The sequence below is a fragment of the Hydrogenophaga sp. NFH-34 genome, assembly GCF_021401345.1.
GTDB classification, from domain to species: domain Bacteria; phylum Pseudomonadota; class Gammaproteobacteria; order Burkholderiales; family Burkholderiaceae_C; genus Hydrogenophaga; species Hydrogenophaga electricum.
In genome coordinates, this window is sequence record NZ_JACBGE010000013.1 from 1 (window position 1) to 16,937 (window position 16,937).

Consider the following 16,937-nt stretch of genomic DNA (forward strand, 5'->3'; position numbering starts at 1 on the left):
ATTTTCGATAGCGTAACTGTACAGTGAAGCGACAATGTTTGCAACACTGTTTTACGACTTCTGGCTGGCGTGACATACATCAGCCCATTGTTGGCGCCCACCCGCTTTTACGAATACCCGAAATTTCACCAGGGACTGGTGCTGCGCAGTGGTTGGCGCGCCTGTGGCAGCTGGCACCGTCGACCGCCGCTGGCCTGGCGCGCGCACCTGCCGGTGATCGGTGTGGCGCTCGGCGGTGCTGTGCTGAACGGGGTGTCCGGTGTCGCGGCCTGGGCCGGGGCCTTGCTGATGCTGGGCGCGGCACTGCTGGGTGTGGGCTGGCTTCAGCGGCAGGTGGTGGCGCCGGTCAGAGCCCTGCTGGGCGAGGCCGAGAGGCTGCCGAGGTCCGCAGACTCGCGCAGCGCTGTGCGGAGGCGGCTCACGACATCCGGCGCCTCATCGAAGACAACCTGGGTGGACTGGGGCAGGGGGTGACGCAGGCGCGTCAGGCGGGACAGTTGCTGGAGCACGGGTTGCAGGACGAGGCGCGGCGGCTGCGCGATGCGATGGGTGTGTTTGTTCAGGATGCGCCGTCGGCCCCGTAGCGGGTTTTGGCGAGTTGACCGAGTTCTTGCAGGACCGACGAGGGGACGTTGTGCGGATCCAGATGCAGCACCTGGCAATGCCACCGGTCGATGCGGTGGATGAGCCCCTGTTTTTCCAGTTGCTGCAGGCTGCGGGCTATCGTCTCGCGCGTGGTGGACAGCAGTTCTGCCAGTGCGACGTGGCTCGGAAGGCGGATCACCGGGTTGCCGTGTTCGCGCGCGAGCAGGTGCAGTGCCAGCAGCACCTGCCATTGCACGCCCTTGACCCGCACCACCTGCGCCCAGTCGGCCAGCACCCCGAAGGCGGCGGAAATCATGCTGTAGACGCACCCGAGGAACTGGCGGTCCATGACGCCCAGCCGGTACAGGTCGGCGATGCTGACTTCGCAGACACGGCCTGGCGACAGGGCACGGGCGCTGAGCTGGCAGCGTTGGCCCAGCAGCCCGTATGCCCCCATGAGCTGTCCCCGGCTGAACAGGGCCACGGGCCGCTCGCTGCCGTCCGTGCCACGGCGCGAGCCGACCACCGTACCGAGTTTGATGATTGCGATGGTGGCGGCCACATCGCCCTGGCGCTGGAGGATTTCGCCTTTCTGGATCGGCTGTTCTGCAATCGCCGACGCCAGCAACTGCGCGTGCGACGGGCGGATCCAGCCCATCAGACACAGGCTGCGCGTGGCGCATTGCTGGCACCGGGCCAATTGATCGGCAGCGGGCGCTTGCCCGGGGGGCGGTTGCGGTGGCATCAGCATGGCGTGGCAAGGGCTCCTCGAAGGGGCGCCTTTCCAACGACGCCGGGTCACGACCGTTGGCCGTCCTGCCTGCGGATTAGGCGAGGAAATGTTCCTGAAAGTAACGTTATGCATGCATATGAAATGCGCGCTTCGTCACATTGGCTTCATAAGTACCGATTCGTACCGCGGTTTTCTTGCGGTGGCGCAAAGACGTGCGGGCAAGATGGCATTTCTGAGGGCAAACCATGGCCGGTGACGGAATGAATGCGGAACAACCGATGGAGGCGCACCTCGGGGGAGGCGATGCGCTGGGAGCAGGCTGGGTGTCCGGTGACGTGTATGGCTGGCTGCTCATGCTGGAGAAAGTGGTCGACGGCAGCAGCAACATGGTGGTGGTGACCGACGCCCAGCGCCGCATCCGCTGGGTCAACGCCACTTACACCCGGGTCACCGGCTGGACGCTGGAAGAGGCCATGGGGCGGCGGCCTCGCGAACTGCTGCACGGGCCACAGACCGACGCTGAAGAGCTGAGCCGCCTCACGCAGCGCCTGAATCAGCGCGATTCGGTGGGCAGTGTGGAGCTGGTCAACTACAAGAAGTCCGGCGAACCCTACATCGTCAGCCTCAGTATCGAGCCGCTGTACGACAGCCGGGGAGACCTGCAGGCCTACCTGTCGATCCAGACCGACGTCACCGAACGCCGCCGCCTGGAGCGCGAGGCACTCGAGCTGGGGCAGCGGCTGAAGGTGGCGCAGCGCCTGGCCCGGCTCGGCCGCATCGAATGCGATCCGCAGCATGGCCAGTCGGCCTGGTCGGGCGAGGTCTTCCGCATTCTGGGACTGGAGCCGGACGGGCAGCCACGGGGCTTCGAGCACTTGCTCGCGCACGCGCACGAGGACGACCAGGTCGCCGTGCGCAGGGCGCTGGCGGCGGGCGAAGCGTCGGGGCAGGAGGTGGAGGTGGAGTTCCAGGTGACGGGCGTGCACGGCGGGCGGCGCTGGGTGCGGTGCCGTGGCCGGCAGACGCCGGGTTTCTGCGGGAGCATGATGGCCTGGACCGTGCAGGACGTGACCATCTACCACACGCGCCTCGATGAGCGTCGGCGTCTGAACGAGGTGCTCAACCGCCAGGTGGCCGAACGCACGCGCAAGCTGGAAGCGTCCAACCAGGCGCTGGCCGAGTTCTCCTATGCGCTGTCGCACGACCTGCGGGCACCTTTGCGGCACCTGTCGTCGTTTGCCACCCTGTTGCAGGACGAGCTGGCGGAGTCGGGCCCCTGCCCGGACAGCGTGCGGCTGTATGCCGACAAGATCAATCAAGCCGCGGGCAAGATGCAGCGCCTGATCGAAGGGCTGCTGTCTTTTGCACGGTTCGGCCGCGACGGGCTGTCCCTGGCGCCGATGGACATGGGGGCACTGGTCGGCGAACTGGTGGCCGAGTTGCGTGGGGGCACCGCTGGCCGCGAGGTGCGCTGGCAGGTGCCGGCATCGATGCCGACGGTGCTCTGCGATCCGATCCTGCTGCGCGAGGTCTGGGCCAATCTGCTCGACAACGCGCTCAAGTATTCGGGCCACCGCGAGGTGAGCGTGGTGGAAATCGCCTGCGAGCCGCACGAGGACGGCTGGCTGTTTTCGGTGCGCGACAACGGGATCGGCTTCGACACGGCTTATGCCGACAAGCTGTTCGGCATGTTCCAGCGCCTGCACCGCGACACCCGATTCGGGGGAGAAGGCATCGGTCTGGCGCTGGTGCGGCGCATCGTGCAAAGCCATGGCGGCCGGATCTGGGCCGACGCCCGCGTGAACGAAGGCGCCACCTTTTTTGTCTACCTGCCCAGCGAGCCGCCGCTCAGAGAGCCGGTGCCGGAGGTGGACGCGGTGTCGCCACCGTCGGTGATGTGAGCGCCAGCGGCGTCAGCCCATGCGCCATGCGCGCCACAAGAGGCGCGGCAGATCGGCCTTGACCAGGGTCACGCGGTGTTGCCAACTGCGGTGGCCGATCGCGGCCAGGTGGTCGAGGATGCGCAGACCGCCTTGAACCACCAGCCGCAGTTCCCAGCCGGCTCGGCCGGGGATCCGGTGCACCAGGGGCGCTCCCCGCAGTATCCGCTGGCGGGCATCGGCGCAGAGTTCGGCGACCAGCGCAGCCTGCCGCACCGCGCGTTCCGATGAGGCCTCTGCGCCGAAGTCGGCCAGCGTCAGGCCGTGCCGCTCCAACTGGTCGGCGGGCAGGTAGTGGCGCCCGCGTGGGTGGTCCACGCTGATGTCCTGCCAGAAGTTGATCAGTTGCAGGGCGCTGCAGATGTCGTCGCTCTGCGCAAGCGCTTCTGGCGCATCGATGCCGTAGAGGTGGAGCAGCAGGCGCCCGACCGGCTGGGCCGACCAGCGGCAGTAGGCCAGGAGTTCGTCCATGCCGGTATAGGCGTGGCTGGCCGCGGTGTACCGCACGTCCTGTTCGAAAGCACTGAGCAGGTCGTGCAGCAAGTGCGGTGGAAACCGGTGCTGCGTTTGGGCCCGAGCAAGCGCCTCGAAAACGCCTTGCCAGGCCGCTTCGGTGCCTGGGGGCAGGGGTGTGCCGTCCAGGCAGGTTTGCAGGGCCTGGCGGTAGGCGGCCAGGTGGGCCAGGCGCTCGGTCGCCGACCAGTTGCCTTCGTCGGCGAGGTCGTCGGCGGTGCGGGCGAAGTGGTAGAGCGCCACCACGGCCGGCCGCAGTGCGGGCGGGCACAGCCACGACGCGACCGGGAAGTTCTCGTAATGCCCCACATCGCGGGTCAGCGGCGCCAGCCCGGCATCGGTGCTGGCGGGGGGCGGGGTGGGGGCGGGGCTCATGGGGCTGGGCGGGGCGGAAAGCCCTGAATGTAACGGCGCGGATGTCCGATCAATCTGATCTACAATTTTACTAACCGGTCAGTCATTAGCGATTCGATCGCACCGATTCCGTCCTCTGTCGTCATCCCCCTCGAACAGACATGAAAACCCCTGCTTCTTATGCCATGACCCTGCTGGCGGCTTTGCTGCTCGCGGCCTGCGGTCGCCCCGAGCCCGTCGCCGAACCGGTGCGGGCCGTCAAGCTGCTGACCGTCGGCGTGGACGGCGTGCACCAGGCGCCGGAGTTCGCGGGCGAGGTGCGGGCCCGTGTGGAATCGCGGCTCGGTTTCCGGGTCGGCGGCAAGCTGCTGGAGCGTCCGGCCGAGGTGGGACAGGCCGTGCGGGCGGGGCAACTGCTGGCACAACTGGACCCGCAGGATCTGGCGCTGGCGAGCCAGGCGGCCCAGGCCCAGGTGAGCGCCGCGCAGACCCAGCGCGACCTCGCTGCGGCCGACTTCCGCCGTTACCAGGAACTGCGTGACAAAGGCTTCATCAGCAGCGCCGAACTGGAGCGCCGTCAGGCCCAGCTCGACGCGGCCGAAGCAGCCTGGCGCCAGGCGCGTGCCCAGGCGGCGGTGCAGGGCAACCAGGCCGGCTACAGCCGCCTCGTCGCCGATGCGGCGGGGGTGGTGGTCGGTGTGGATGCCGAGGTGGGGCAGGTGGTGGCGGCCGGGGCCCCGGTGGTGCGATTGGCCCGCGACGGCGCGCGCGACGTGGTGTTCGCCGTGCCCGAGGGGTTGGTGGCGCGCGTCCGGCCCGGTGTGCAGGCGCAGGTACGCCTGGGCGCGGCGAGCTCCGCTGCAGAGGCTGCGACCTGGCAGGCATCCGTGCGCGAGGTGGCGGCCAGTGCCGACCCGGTCACCCGCACCTACGCGGTCAAGCTGGCCCTGCCGACCGATGCCCAGGTGCCCCTGGGCGCAACGGCCTATGTGCGCCTGGCCCCACAGGATGGCCAGGCACCGGCGGCCATCCGCCTGCCCACCAGCGCGCTGATGCGCGGCGAGGGCAGCGGGGCGTCGTCAACCGTCTGGGTCTTTGATCCTGCCACCAGCACTGTGCAGTTGCGGCCCGTGGTGGTTGCGGGTGCGGACGGCAATGCCTTGTTGATCGCCGATGGCCTGCGCCCGGGTGAAGCGGTGGTCGCGACCGGGGTGCATGTGCTGGCGCCGGGCCAGAAGGTTGCGCGCTTTCACGACGCGGACCGCCAGCAGTGAGGCCCGGCATGCAGAACCCGACCCCTGCCGGGAGCTCCGGCCACTGGATTTCGCGCATGAACCTGTCGCAGTGGGCGCTGGACCATCCGGCTTTCACGCGCTACCTCATGATCGTGCTCATGCTGCTGGGCGTGGCGGCCTACTTCCAGCTTGGGCAGGATGAAGACCCGCCCTTCACCTTTCGGGCCATGGTGGTGCGGGTTTACTGGCCCGGGGCCACCGCGCAGCAGGTGGCGGAGCAGGTGGCCGACCGCATCGAGAAGACGCTGCAGGAGGTGCCCTATGCCGACAAGATCCGCAGCTATGCCAAGCCGGGCGAGGCGCTCATCCTGTTCCAGCTCAAGGACTCGTCGCCAGCGGCCGAGGTGCCTCAGATCTGGTACACGGTGCGCAAGAAGGTGGGCGACATGCGCGCCACCCTGCCCCAGGGGGTGGTCGGGCCCTTCTTCAACGACGAGTTTGGCGACGTCTACGGCGTGATCTACGCGCTGCAGGGGCCGGGGTATTCACCGGCCGAACTCAAGGCCGTGGCCGACGACGTGCGCCAGCAACTGCTGCGCGTGCGGGACGTGGCCAAGGTCGAACTGTTCGGGGTGCAGGACGAGAAGCTGTTCGTCGAAATTTCCCACAAGCGGTTGGCGCTGATGGGGCTGGACCTGAATCAGGTGCTGACCGCGCTGGGGCAGCAGAACGCGGTGGAGTCGGCCGGTGCCGTGCAGGCGCCCGACGACGTGGTGCAGGTGCGCGTGGGCGGGGCGTTCGACACGGTCGAGCAACTGCGCGCCATGCCCATTCGCGGCGCCAGCGGGGCGCAGTTCCGGCTCGGTGACATCGCCGACATCCGCAAGGCTTATGTGGACCCGCCGAGCATCCTGGTGCGCCACAACGGCGAGGCGTCCATCGCGCTGGGCATCGCCATGGCCAAAGGGGGCGACATCATTGCCCTGGGCGAGGCGCTGGGCGAACGGCTCGGCGCCATCGAGGCCGCGCTGCCGGCGGGCATGGCGCTGGTGCAGGTGCAGGACCAGCCCGCGGCGGTGACGACCTCGGTCAACGAATTCGTGAAGGTGCTGATCGAAGCGGTGGTCATCGTGCTGGGCGTGAGCTTTCTCAGCCTGGGCCTGCACCGCCACGGTGGCGCGCACACCGCAGGCTGGCGCATCGGCCGCTACGTGCTGGATGTGCGTCCGGGCCTGGTGGTGTTCATCACCATCCCCCTGGTGCTGGCCATCACCTTCCTGGCCATGCACTACTGGGGCATCGGGCTGCACAAGATCTCGCTGGGTTCGCTGATCATCGCCCTGGGTTTGCTGGTGGACGACGCGATCATCGCGGTCGAGATGATGGTGCGCAAACTCGAAGAGGGTTACGACATGGTGCGTGCCGCGACTTTCACCTGGGACGCCACCGCCATGCCCATGCTCACCGGCACGCTGATCACGGCGGCGGGCTTCCTGCCGATCGGCCTGGCCAAGTCCACGGTGGGCGAATACACCTTCGCCATCTTCGGCGTGACGGTGGTGGCGCTCATCATTTCGTGGTTCGTGGCCGTGCTGTTCGTGCCCTACCTGGGCGTGCGGCTGCTCAAGGTCAAACCCCATGTGGGCCATGCCGAGGAAGTGTTTGACGGGCCTTTCTACGAGCGCTTCCGCGCGCTGGTGAACTGGTGCGTGCAGCACCGCTGGATCACCATCGGCCTGACCATCGCCACCTTCGTGCTGGGCCTGGCCGGCATGGGCAAGGTGCAGCAGCAGTTCTTCCCGGATTCAAGCCGGCCGGAGATTCTGGTGGACCTGTGGCTGCCCGAGGGCGCGAGCATGGCCGCCAACGACGCGGTGACGCGGCGCGTGGAGCAGCGCCTGATGGCCGAAGAGGGCGTCGCCGCGGTCAGCGCCTGGGTCGGTTCGGGGGTGCCGCGCTTTTACCTGCCGCTGGACCAGATCTTTCCGCAAAGCAATGTGTCGCAGCTCATCGTCATGCCGCACGACCTGAAGACCCGCGAGCGGCTGCGCCACCGTCTGCCCGCCTTGCTGGCGAGCGAATTCCCCGAAGTCCGCGGCCGGGTGAAGCTGCTGCCCAACGGACCGCCCGTGCCCTACCCGGTGCAGTTCCGTGTGGTGGGCACCGACCCGACAGTGCTGCGCGGGTTGGCCGACGAGGTCAAGGCGCGATTGCGCGAGCACCCCGACACCCGGGGTGTGAACGACAACTGGAACGAGTCGGTCAAGGCGCTGCGGCTGGAGGTGGATCAGGACAAGGCGCGCGCGCTGGGCGTGTCGAGCCAGTCCATCGCGCAGGCCGCGCGGACCATCCTGAGCGGCACCACCATCGGCCAGTTCCGCGAAGGGGACAAGCTGATCGACATCGTGCTGCGCCAGCCGCTGCACGAGCGCGACGCCCTCACCAGCCTGGGCAATGCCTACCTGCCCACGGCCAGCGGTCAGGCCATCCCGCTGCTGCAGATTGCTCGCCCGGTGTTCGGCTGGGAGCCGGGGGTGATCTGGCGCGAGAACCGCGACTACGCGATCACCGTGCAAGGCGATCTGGTCGACGGCGTGCAGGGAGCGACCGTCACCAACGCGCTGCTGCCGACGATGCGCGCGCTGGAGGCCGGCTGGATCGAGCGCGGGCTGTCGGGCTACCACATCCAGGTGGCCGGCGCGGTGGAGGAGAGCAGCAAGGGCTCGGCCTCCATCGCGGCCGGTGTGCCGCTGATGCTGTTCATCGTGTTCACCCTGCTGATGATCCAGCTGCAGAGCTTCAGCCGGTCGCTGCTGGTGTTTCTCACCGGCCCGCTGGGCCTGGCGGGGGTGGCCGCCGCACTGCTGGCGCTGGACCGGCCGTTTGGCTTCGTGGCGCTGCTGGGCGTGATCGCGCTGATGGGCATGATCCAGCGCAATTCGGTGATCCTGATCGACCAGATCGAGCAGGACCGTGCGCGCGGCGTGCCGGCCTGGGATGCCATCGTCGACGCGGCCGTGCGCCGCATGCGGCCCATCGTGCTGACCGCCGCCGCAGCGGTGCTGGCCATGATTCCGCTCTCGCGCAGCGTGTTCTGGGGGCCGATGGCGGTGGCCATCATGGGCGGGCTCATCGTGGCGACGGTGCTGACCCTGCTGGCCCTGCCAGCGATGTACGCGGCCTGGTTCCGGGTGAAGCGGTAGCTCCCCCCTGCGCCGCTGGCGCGGCTTCCCCCTCCGTGGCGCGCCAGTGGTGCTTCGATGGGAGACGCACCCTTTGGCCCGGCGCAGCCGGTCCCACGGGTGCTGCTGGACCAGGGCACTTCTTTTGACGCGTGTCGTCAGCCGCAGGCCGCTCGCGCACAATCAACCCCATGCGCCTGCGCCACATCGAGGTCTTCAATGCCGTCATGCTCACGGGCAGCGTGAGTGCTGCGGCGCGCATGATCAATGTCACCCAACCGGCCGTGAGCCGCACGCTGCAGCATGCCGAGCTGCAACTGGGTTTTCCGCTGTTCCAGCGCGTGGGTGGGCGGTTGCGGCCCACGGTCGAGGCGCAGACCCTGTACCCGCACGTGGAGCGGCTGTTCACGCAGCTCGACGAGGTGCAGCGCCTATCGGCCAATCTGCGCGCAGGCCGCAGCCAGAGCGAGTTGCGCGTGCTCACCGTGCTCGGGCTGAGCTACGAGGTCATGCCGCGCGCCATGCGCCTGTTCCGCCAGAAGCACCCTTCGCTGGTGGTGCACCACCAGGCCCTGCATTCACCCCAGATCGTTTCGGCGCTGGTGCTGCAGGAAGCCGATGTCGGCTACGTGTTCAGCACCCTGCCGCACCCGGCACTGACGCACGAACAACTGGGCGCGCGGTACATGGTCTGTGTCGCCCCCAAAGGCATGCTGCCGGCGCGCGTGGTGCGCTCCGGGCAGGTGAGCCTGAACCAGTTGGCCGGTGTGCCTGTGCTTTCGCTGGACAGCCAGGACCCGCTGGGCATGCTGTTGGCCCACGCCGTGCGCGACAGCGAAACGGGCCTGAACGTGGTGATGACGGTGCAGACCTACCACGTGGCCCTGGCCCTGGCGCATCACGGGGTGGGCGTGGCCCTGGTCGAAGCCTGCACCGCCGCGTCGGCCGATCCGGCGCGGGTGGATGTGTTGCGGCTGGAGCCCCAGATCGATGTGCCGGTGCACGTGCTGAGGCCGTTGGCACGGCCGCATTCGCAGACCGTGCGTTTCTTCACCCGCTGCATGCAGCAGGCCTTGCAGGCCGTGGGGGTCAGTCCGGTGAATTGAGCGCCTGTGCCACGCGCTCGGCGCTGCCCATCGCGAGGGTGAAGCCCAGCGCACCGTGCCCGGTGTTGAGCAGCAGGTTGGCGGGAGCACCGGCCGCTCGGCCGATCAGGGGCCAGCCCGTGGGGGTGGCGGGACGCAGGCCGCTCCAGGCACCGAGATCGCTGGCCTGGGCCAGTTGCGGGAAGACGTCGCCTGTGGTCGCGGCCAATGAGGCGATGCGCTCGGGCAGCACGCGCATGTCGTCGCCCACCAGCTCGGCGATGCCGGCCACGCGCAGGCGGGCACCCAGCCGGGCGAACACCACCTTGCGGGCGATGTCGGTGACGCTGACTTGTGGCGCCTGACCGGGGGCTTCCGGCACGGGCAAGGTGATGCTGTAGCCCTTGAGCGGATAGACCGGCACATCCAGACCCAGCGCGCGGCCCAGCCCTGCGGACGCGGTGCCGGCTGCCAGCACAAACTGGTCGGCCTGCAGGTCTCCCGCGTCGGTTCGCACCGCGATGATGCGATCCGCTTCCCGAACCCAGCCTTTCACGGTGCGGTCCAACTCAAAGCGCACGCCGCGGTCGGCCAGACGCTGGTGCAGGGCCAGACAGACCTTCAGGCAGTCGGCTGCGCACTCGCTGGGGGTGTGGATCCCGCCGGCAATGCGGGGCGCGTAGTGGGCCAGCGCGGGTTCCACGTCCTGGCACTGCGCCGGCGTGAGAGCGGTCTGCGGCTGGCCGCCCAGGGCGCGCTGCAGGTCGAGCTGGCGACGTGCCGCATCGAAGCTGGCGGCATCGGGGTAGAGCACGAGCTTGCCGGTGCTGGAGAAGTCGCAGTCCAGTTGCTCGGCCTCGCGCAAGTCGTCGAAAGCCAGGCGGCTGGCGGCCGCCAAAGCCAGCAGCCGTGCCGTGGTGTCGCGCGACACCGAGCCGCGGCAGGCAGCGAGGAAACGCAGGCCCCAGGCCCACTGGTGCGGGTCGGCCTGCAGGCGGAACTTCAGGGGCGAATCAGCGGCCAGCAGGAGCTTGGGCAACTGGCGCCAGATCGACGGATCGGCCAGGGGTTGCACGTACGAATAGCTCAGCTGGGCGCCGTTGCCGCCACTGGCACCAGCGCCCGGGTGCTGGCGGTCGACCACGGTCACGCGCCAGCCATCGCGTTGCAGGCGCCAGGCGGTGGTCAGGCCGATGATGCCGGCGCCCACCACGAGGGCATGGCCGGGAGATTGGGGAGAGCGGTTCATGGCCGCGAATGTAGTCCGCCGTGGCCGCCGGGAAAAATGCCGATCGCGCCGTCGCCCATAACCAAAATTTATGGACAAGACCGAAAAAGGCATTTCCGACCGGCAAGGGCTGTGCATAGACTGGCGCGCTGTGTCTGTTTTGTCTGTTGGCCTGCCATGAATCCCGATACCCGCGTCTTCCACCGTCAACTCGCCACGCGCCCGCCGCTGGCCGTGAAAGGGCAGGGGGTGCACCTGTTCGATGCCGAGGGGCGTGCCTACATCGATGCCTCCGGGGGGGCAGCGGTTTCCTGCCTCGGCCACGGGCACCCGGACGTGCTGGCCGCGATGCATGCGCAGATCGATCAACTGGCCTACGCGCACACCAGCTTTTTCACCACCGAAGTGGCAGAGCAACTGGCCGACCAACTGGTGTCCACGGCGCCGGCCGGCATGAGCCACGTCTACTTCGTCAGCGGGGGGTCGGAGGCGGTGGAGTCGGCGCTCAAGATGGCGCGGCAGTACTTCGTGGAAATCGGTCAGCCGCAGCGTGAGCATTTCATCGCGCGGCGGCAGAGCTACCACGGCAACACCCTGGGGGCCCTGGCTGTCGGTGGCAATGAATGGCGCCGGGCGCAATTCCGCCCCCTGCTGATCGACGTGACCCACGTGGCGCCGTGCTACGAATACCGGGACCGGCATGCCGACGAAACCCCGGAACAGTACGGGCAGCGGCTGGTGGCGGAGCTGGCCGAAGCCATTGAACGCCTGGGGCCCGACAAGGTGATGGCCTTCGTGGCCGAAACCGTGGGTGGCGCGACCGCTGGTGTGCTCACCCCGGTGCCGGGTTATTTCAAGGGCGTGCGCGAACTCTGCGACCGGCATGGCATTTTGCTGATCCTAGACGAAGTCATGTGTGGCATGGGCCGCACCGGCACGCTGCATGCCTGCGAGCAGGAAGGCGTGGTGCCCGACCTGCTCACCGTCGCCAAAGGTCTGGGCGGTGGCTACCAGCCCATCGGTGCGGTGCTGGCGCAGGAACGTATCGTCGACGCCATGCGCCAGGGCAGCGGCCTGTTCCAGCACGGGCACACCTATCTGGGGCATGCGGTGGCGTGCGCCGCAGCGCTGGCGGTGCAGCGCGTCATTCAGCGCGATGGCCTGCTCGCCCAGGTGCGCGAGCGTGGCGCCTACCTGGCCTCCCGCCTGCAAGCGGTTCTGGGTGAGCATCCCCATGTCGGGGATATCCGCGGGCGGGGCTTGTTCTGGGGCATTGAGTTGGTGCAGGACCGGGCGACGCGCCAGTGGTTCGATCCGTCGCTCAAACTGCATGCGCGCCTGAAGGTGGCGGCCATGGCCGAAGGCCTGATGATCTACCCCATGGGTGGAACGGTCGATGGGCGCTGCGGCGACCACGTGCTGCTGGCGCCGCCTTTCATCAGCAGCCCCGAGGAACTGGATGCCATCGTGGACCGTCTCGTGCGCGCTCTGGCCCAGGTGATGAAGGGCATTCGCTGACGTCATGATGATTTGGCATGACGTTTTAGGGAATGCCCGCAGTCATTGGTGGTCGTCTTGCATGAAGCTTGCTTTACTATTTAAGTCCGTCGCTGCCAGCCACAAGCTGGAGCGACATTGTTCAACCAAGCAGACCCCCTGCAGGAGATGTTTCCCATGAAAAAAATCACCGCCTACCTCAGCGCCGTTGCCGCCGCTGTTGCCTTCATGGCGCCGGTCGCGCCGGCCCACGCACAGCAGAAATTCATGACCATCGGTACCGGCGGCGTGACAGGGGTTTATTACGCAGCGGGTGGTGCCATCTGCCGTCTGGTCAACAAGGACCGCTCCAAACACGGCTACCGCTGCACCGTGGAATCCACGGGTGGTTCGGTCGCCAACATCAACACCATCAATGCCGGTGACCTGGACTTCGGCGTGGCCCAGTCCGATGCGCAGTTCAATGCCGCCAAGGGCCTGAAGGCCTTCGAGGGCAAGCCCGTGGGCGATCTGCGCGCCGTGCTGTCGCTGCACCCCGAGCCGCTGACGCTGGTGGCCCGCAAGGAAGCCGGTATCAAGTCGCTGGCCGATCTCAAGGGCAAGCGTGTCGCCATCGGCAACCCCGGCTCCGGCACCCGTTCTTCGGTGGACGAACTGCTGGCTGCCGCCGGCCTGAAGGGCAGCGACTTTGCCGCGGTCTCCGAGCTCAAGGCCGACGAACACGGCGCCGCTCTGTGCGACAACAAGATCGACGCGTTCTTCTATGTGGTGGGCCACCCCAGCGCCAACATCCAGGACCCGATGACCACCTGCGGTGCGCAACTGGTGAACATCACCGGCCCCGTCGTGGACAAGCTGGTGTCGGCCAACGCCTTCTACGCCAGTGCCAAGATCCCGGCCAAGACCTACCCTTCGCAAGCCGCCGATCTCGACACCTACGGGGTGATGGCCACCGTGGTCACCTCGGCCAAGAAGTCCGAAGAAGAGGTCTACCTGTTCGTCAAGGCCGTGTTTGACAACATCGACGACTTCAAGAAGCTGCACCCGGCCTTTGCCGGCCTGCAGCCGGAAAACATGATCAAGGCGGGCCTGTCGGCACCGTTGCACCCCGGTGCGGTCAAGTACTACAAGGAAAAGGGCTGGGTCAAATAAGCCCTGCTGTGCGAGTCAATGCCCCATGTTGCTGGTCGACATGGGGCATTTTTTGATGGCACACCCCACCGGCCCGACGCCCTGCGCGGGCCGGATCCATTGGCAGTACACAAAGGAAGCTACCCGTGAACGCCCCTTCGAACGTCGCGGACATTGATGTCAACCAACTGGTCGAGGACAACGACACCGGCGGCCGCCAGCCGGGCCCTGTCGTTGCCCGCCTGCTCATGGGCGTGGCCCTGGCCTGGTCGCTGTTCCAGCTCTGGATTGCCTCGCCCCTGCCGTACATGGTGTCGAACCTGATTCCGGTGCTCAACGACACCCAGACGCGCGCCATTCACCTGGCTTTTGCCGTCTTTCTGGCCTTCATGGCGTATCCGGCCAGCAAACGCTCACCGCGCGACCATGTGCCCTTGCTCGACTGGGCGCTGGCCCTGGTGGGTGCCTTCGCCGCATCCTATATTTTTGTTTTCTACCGCGAACTGGCCACACGGCCAGGCCAGCCGACGCCGATGGATGTGTGGACGGCGGTGGTGGGCATCGTGCTGCTGCTCGAGGCCACGCGCCGCGTGCTGGGCCTGCCCATGGTGATCGTGGCCCTGGTCTTCCTGACCTACACCTTCGCCGGCCCTTACATGCCCGACCTGATGGCGCACAAGGGCGCGTCGCTCGACCGTGCGATGACGCACCAATGGCTCACCACCGAAGGGGTGTACGGGGTGGCGCTGGGCGTATCCAGCGGGTTCATCTTCCTGTTCGTGCTGTTTGGCTCCTTGCTGGACAAGGCCGGGGCGGGCAATTACTTCATCAAGTCGGCCTTCGCCTTGCTCGGTCACATGCGCGGTGGCCCGGCCAAAGCGGCGGTGGTTTCGTCGGCCGCAACCGGTGTGATCTCGGGCTCGTCGATCGCCAACGTCGTCACCACCGGCACGTTCACGATTCCCCTGATGAAGCGCGTCGGCTACCGGGGTGACCAGGCGGGTGCCGTGGAGGTGTCGTCGTCGGTGAACGGGCAGATCATGCCGCCGGTCATGGGCGCTGCCGCGTTCCTCATGGTCGAGTACGTGGGCATCCCTTATGTCGACGTGATGAAGCACGCCTTCCTGCCGGCGGTCATCTCCTACATCGCGCTGTTCTACATCGTGCATCTGGAAGCCCTCAAGGCCAACATGACGGGCCTGCCGCGCCGCGGCAACAGCACGGCTTCGCAGCGCCTGGTGTCGTTTCTCATGACCGTGGCGGGCTTCATCGTGCTCGCTGGCATCACCTATTACGTGATCGGCTTCCTCAAATCGGCGCTGGGTGACGCCGCCACGGCCCTGATCGGGCTGGGGCTGATGGCGGTCTATGTCGCGCTGCTGTGGGTGGGGTCGCGCCAGCCGGAGTTGCCCCTGGACGATCCGAACGCCCCGGTGTTTGAACTGCCCGAAACCGGCCCCACGGTCAAATCGGGTCTGCACTATCTGCTGTCGGTGGTGGTGCTGGTGTGGTGCCTGATGGTCGAACGCCTGTCACCGGCCCTGTCGGCCTTCTGGGCCACGCTGTTCATGATCTTCGTGATGCTGACCCAGAAACCGATCATCGGTTTCTTCCGGGGCGATCACCGCTTCGGAGAGCAGGTCAAGGCGGGTTTCCAGGACCTGATCGACGGACTGGTGACCGGTGCGCGCAACATGATCGGCATCGGGGTGGCCACCGCGGCTGCCGGCATCATCGTCGGCACCGTGTCCCTCACGGGGGTGGGCCTGGTCATGACCGAGGTGGTGGAAATCCTCTCGGGCGGCAACCTCATGCTGATGCTGGTGCTGGTGGCCGTCATCAGCCTGATCCTCGGTATGGGTCTGCCAACCACGGCCAACTACATCGTGGTGTCCACGCTGATGGCGCCCGTGATCGTGGAGCTGGGCGCGCAGAGCGGGCTGATCGTGCCGCTGATCGCCGTGCACCTGTTCGTGTTCTATTTCGGTCTCATGGCCGACGTCACCCCACCCGTGGGATTGGCGTCGTTCGCGGCGGCCGCCATCGCCAAGCACGATCCCATCAAGACCGGCATCACCGCGTTCTACTACAGCATGCGCACGGCGATCCTGCCGTTTCTGTTCATCTTCAACACGCAGCTGCTGCTGATCGGCCTGGACGGCCCGTTGCACGTGATCCTGACCATGGGCACGGCCCTGATCGCCATGTTGGTCTTTGCTGCGGCCACCTCGGGGTATTTCTTTGCCCGCAGTCGCTGGTATGAGTCGATCGCCTTGCTGCTGGTGTGCTTCACCCTGTTCCGCCCGGGGTTCTGGTTGGACATGGTTCACCCGCCCTTTGACGAGCTCAGGGGGGAGGCCATGATGCAATCCATCGAAGCGGCCCCCGCCAACACCGGCAAACGGGTCTGGATCGAAGGCATGAACATGGATGGCAAAGACATCCGCAAGGGAGCGCTGATCCCGCTGGGCGCCCCTGGCGATGCCAAGACCCGACTGGCCAGCGCCGGTCTGACGGTCATGCCCGATGGCGACACCCTCATGGTGGTGGGGGTCAAGTTCGGCAGCACGGCGGAAAAACTGGGTATCGAGCAAAGCTTCCACATCACGTCGGTGGAAGTGCCTGCTGATCGGCCGGCCAAGGAATGGCTGTTCCTGCCGGCGTTCGCGGTGCTGGGCCTCATCGTGTTCCTGCAGCGCCGCCGGGCGAAGACGGCTGCGCCGGTGAAGCGATGAGCCAGCCCGTGCGCATTGCGCTGATCCATGCGCTGGCCCATTCGGTCGAGCCGATCAATGCCGAAATGGCCCGGGCCTGGCCCGAGGCCATTCGCATGAACCTGCTCGACGACAGCCTTTCGGCCGACTTGGCGCGCGACGGACGCGGGCTCGATGCGGCCATGCACGAGCGCTTCGAGTGCCTGGCCGCCTATGCCGAAGCCACCGGTGCCCAAGGCATCCTGTTCACGTGCTCGGCCTTCGGTCCGTGCATCGAGGCGGTGGCCGCACGGCGGCCTCACATGCCGGTGCTCAAACCCAACGAGGCCATGATCGCCGATCTGGCGCGGGTGCAGGGGCCGGTCGGTTTGATTGCATCGTTCGCGCCGACCCTGGTTTCGATGCCGGCCGAGTTTCCTCCGCAGGTGCCGTTGAAGACAGCGCTGGCCGAGGGTGCGATGGCGGCCCTGAACGCGGGCGACGGGCCGGGACACGACGTGGCGGTGGTCGCGGTCGCGCGCCACCTGGCGGCACAGGGCTGCCAGGCGCTGGCCCTGGCACAGTTCAGCATGGCCAGGGCCGCTGCAGCGGTGACAGCGGCCACAGGGCTGCCGGTGTTCACCACCCCCGGCAGCGCGGTGGGCTTGCTCCGGCGCCAGTTGGCGCCATGAACCCGCGGCGCCAGCAGCTACAATAGAAGGTTGCCGTCAAACGGTGCGTCAAGGCGCGTGGTTCCCTGT

The 16,937-nt window shown here is 67.3% G+C and carries 12 protein-coding genes; 9 read left to right on the forward strand and 3 right to left on the reverse strand.

All coding sequences use genetic code 11. The features are described from left to right. Positions 1 to 90 precede the first annotated feature (90 nt). Positions 91 to 474, forward strand: a complete 384-nt coding sequence (locus L0977_RS13580; RefSeq protein WP_234265399.1) for a hypothetical protein — start codon at positions 91 to 93, stop codon at positions 472 to 474. 85 nt (positions 475 to 559) lie between these two features. On the opposite strand, the gene L0977_RS13585 is transcribed toward L0977_RS13580, so the two are convergent. Next, positions 560 to 1,336, reverse strand: coding sequence for a Crp/Fnr family transcriptional regulator (locus tag L0977_RS13585; protein ID WP_234265400.1), 777 nt, complete (start codon positions 1,334 to 1,336; stop codon positions 560 to 562). 242 nt (positions 1,337 to 1,578) lie between these two features. On the opposite strand from L0977_RS13585, the gene L0977_RS13590 reads away from it, so the two are divergent. Continuing rightward, a complete protein-coding gene (locus tag L0977_RS13590; RefSeq protein WP_234265401.1) occupies positions 1,579 to 3,219 on the forward strand; it encodes a sensor histidine kinase in 1,641 nt (546 codons plus the stop codon). Between the two features lie 12 nt (positions 3,220 to 3,231). Here the strand turns inward: L0977_RS13590 and hpnC are convergent, their stop codons facing one another. Then, a complete protein-coding gene (hpnC, locus tag L0977_RS13595) occupies positions 3,232 to 4,146 on the reverse strand; it encodes a squalene synthase HpnC (protein ID WP_234265402.1) in 915 nt (304 codons plus the stop codon). A gap of 140 nt (positions 4,147 to 4,286) precedes the next feature. Between hpnC and L0977_RS13600 the strand changes: the two genes are divergently transcribed. The 3 genes from L0977_RS13600 to L0977_RS13610 all read left to right on the forward strand — a co-directional run bounded on the left by L0977_RS13600 (position 4,287) and on the right by L0977_RS13610 (position 9,648). Further along, a complete protein-coding gene (locus tag L0977_RS13600) occupies positions 4,287 to 5,399 on the forward strand; it encodes an efflux RND transporter periplasmic adaptor subunit (RefSeq protein WP_234265403.1) in 1,113 nt (370 codons plus the stop codon). A gap of 56 nt (positions 5,400 to 5,455) precedes the next feature. Further along, complete coding sequence (locus L0977_RS13605) at positions 5,456 to 8,563, forward strand: efflux RND transporter permease subunit (protein ID WP_234265404.1); 3,108 nt, start codon at positions 5,456 to 5,458, stop codon at positions 8,561 to 8,563. A gap of 170 nt (positions 8,564 to 8,733) precedes the next feature. Beyond that, positions 8,734 to 9,648 carry a LysR family transcriptional regulator gene (locus L0977_RS13610; protein WP_234265405.1) on the forward strand — a complete coding sequence of 305 codons (915 nt, stop codon included), beginning with the start codon at positions 8,734 to 8,736 and terminating at the stop codon, positions 9,646 to 9,648. On the opposite strand, the gene L0977_RS13615 is transcribed toward L0977_RS13610, so the two are convergent. Further along, positions 9,632 to 10,876 carry a D-amino acid dehydrogenase gene (locus tag L0977_RS13615; RefSeq protein ID WP_234265406.1) on the reverse strand — a complete coding sequence of 415 codons (1,245 nt, stop codon included), beginning with the start codon at positions 10,874 to 10,876 and terminating at the stop codon, positions 9,632 to 9,634. The genes L0977_RS13610 and L0977_RS13615 overlap by 17 nt on opposite strands. 156 nt (positions 10,877 to 11,032) lie before the next feature. On the opposite strand from L0977_RS13615, the gene L0977_RS13620 reads away from it, so the two are divergent. The 4 genes from L0977_RS13620 (at position 11,033) to L0977_RS13635 (ending at position 16,868) form a co-directional block, all read left to right on the forward strand. Further along, positions 11,033 to 12,373: an aspartate aminotransferase family protein gene (locus tag L0977_RS13620; protein ID WP_234265407.1), complete on the forward strand. Its 1,341-nt coding sequence runs from the start codon at positions 11,033 to 11,035 to the stop codon at positions 12,371 to 12,373. A 156-nt stretch (positions 12,374 to 12,529) separates the two neighbouring features. Further along, a complete protein-coding gene (locus tag L0977_RS13625) occupies positions 12,530 to 13,504 on the forward strand; it encodes a TAXI family TRAP transporter solute-binding subunit (protein WP_234265408.1) in 975 nt (324 codons plus the stop codon). Between the two features lie 125 nt (positions 13,505 to 13,629). Then, complete coding sequence (locus L0977_RS13630) at positions 13,630 to 16,218, forward strand: TRAP transporter permease (RefSeq protein WP_234265409.1); 2,589 nt, start codon at positions 13,630 to 13,632, stop codon at positions 16,216 to 16,218. After that, a complete protein-coding gene (locus L0977_RS13635) occupies positions 16,215 to 16,868 on the forward strand; it encodes an aspartate/glutamate racemase family protein (RefSeq protein ID WP_234265410.1) in 654 nt (217 codons plus the stop codon). Before L0977_RS13630 ends, L0977_RS13635 begins: the two co-directional genes overlap by 4 nt. The last annotated feature ends 69 nt before the right edge of the window (positions 16,869 to 16,937 follow it).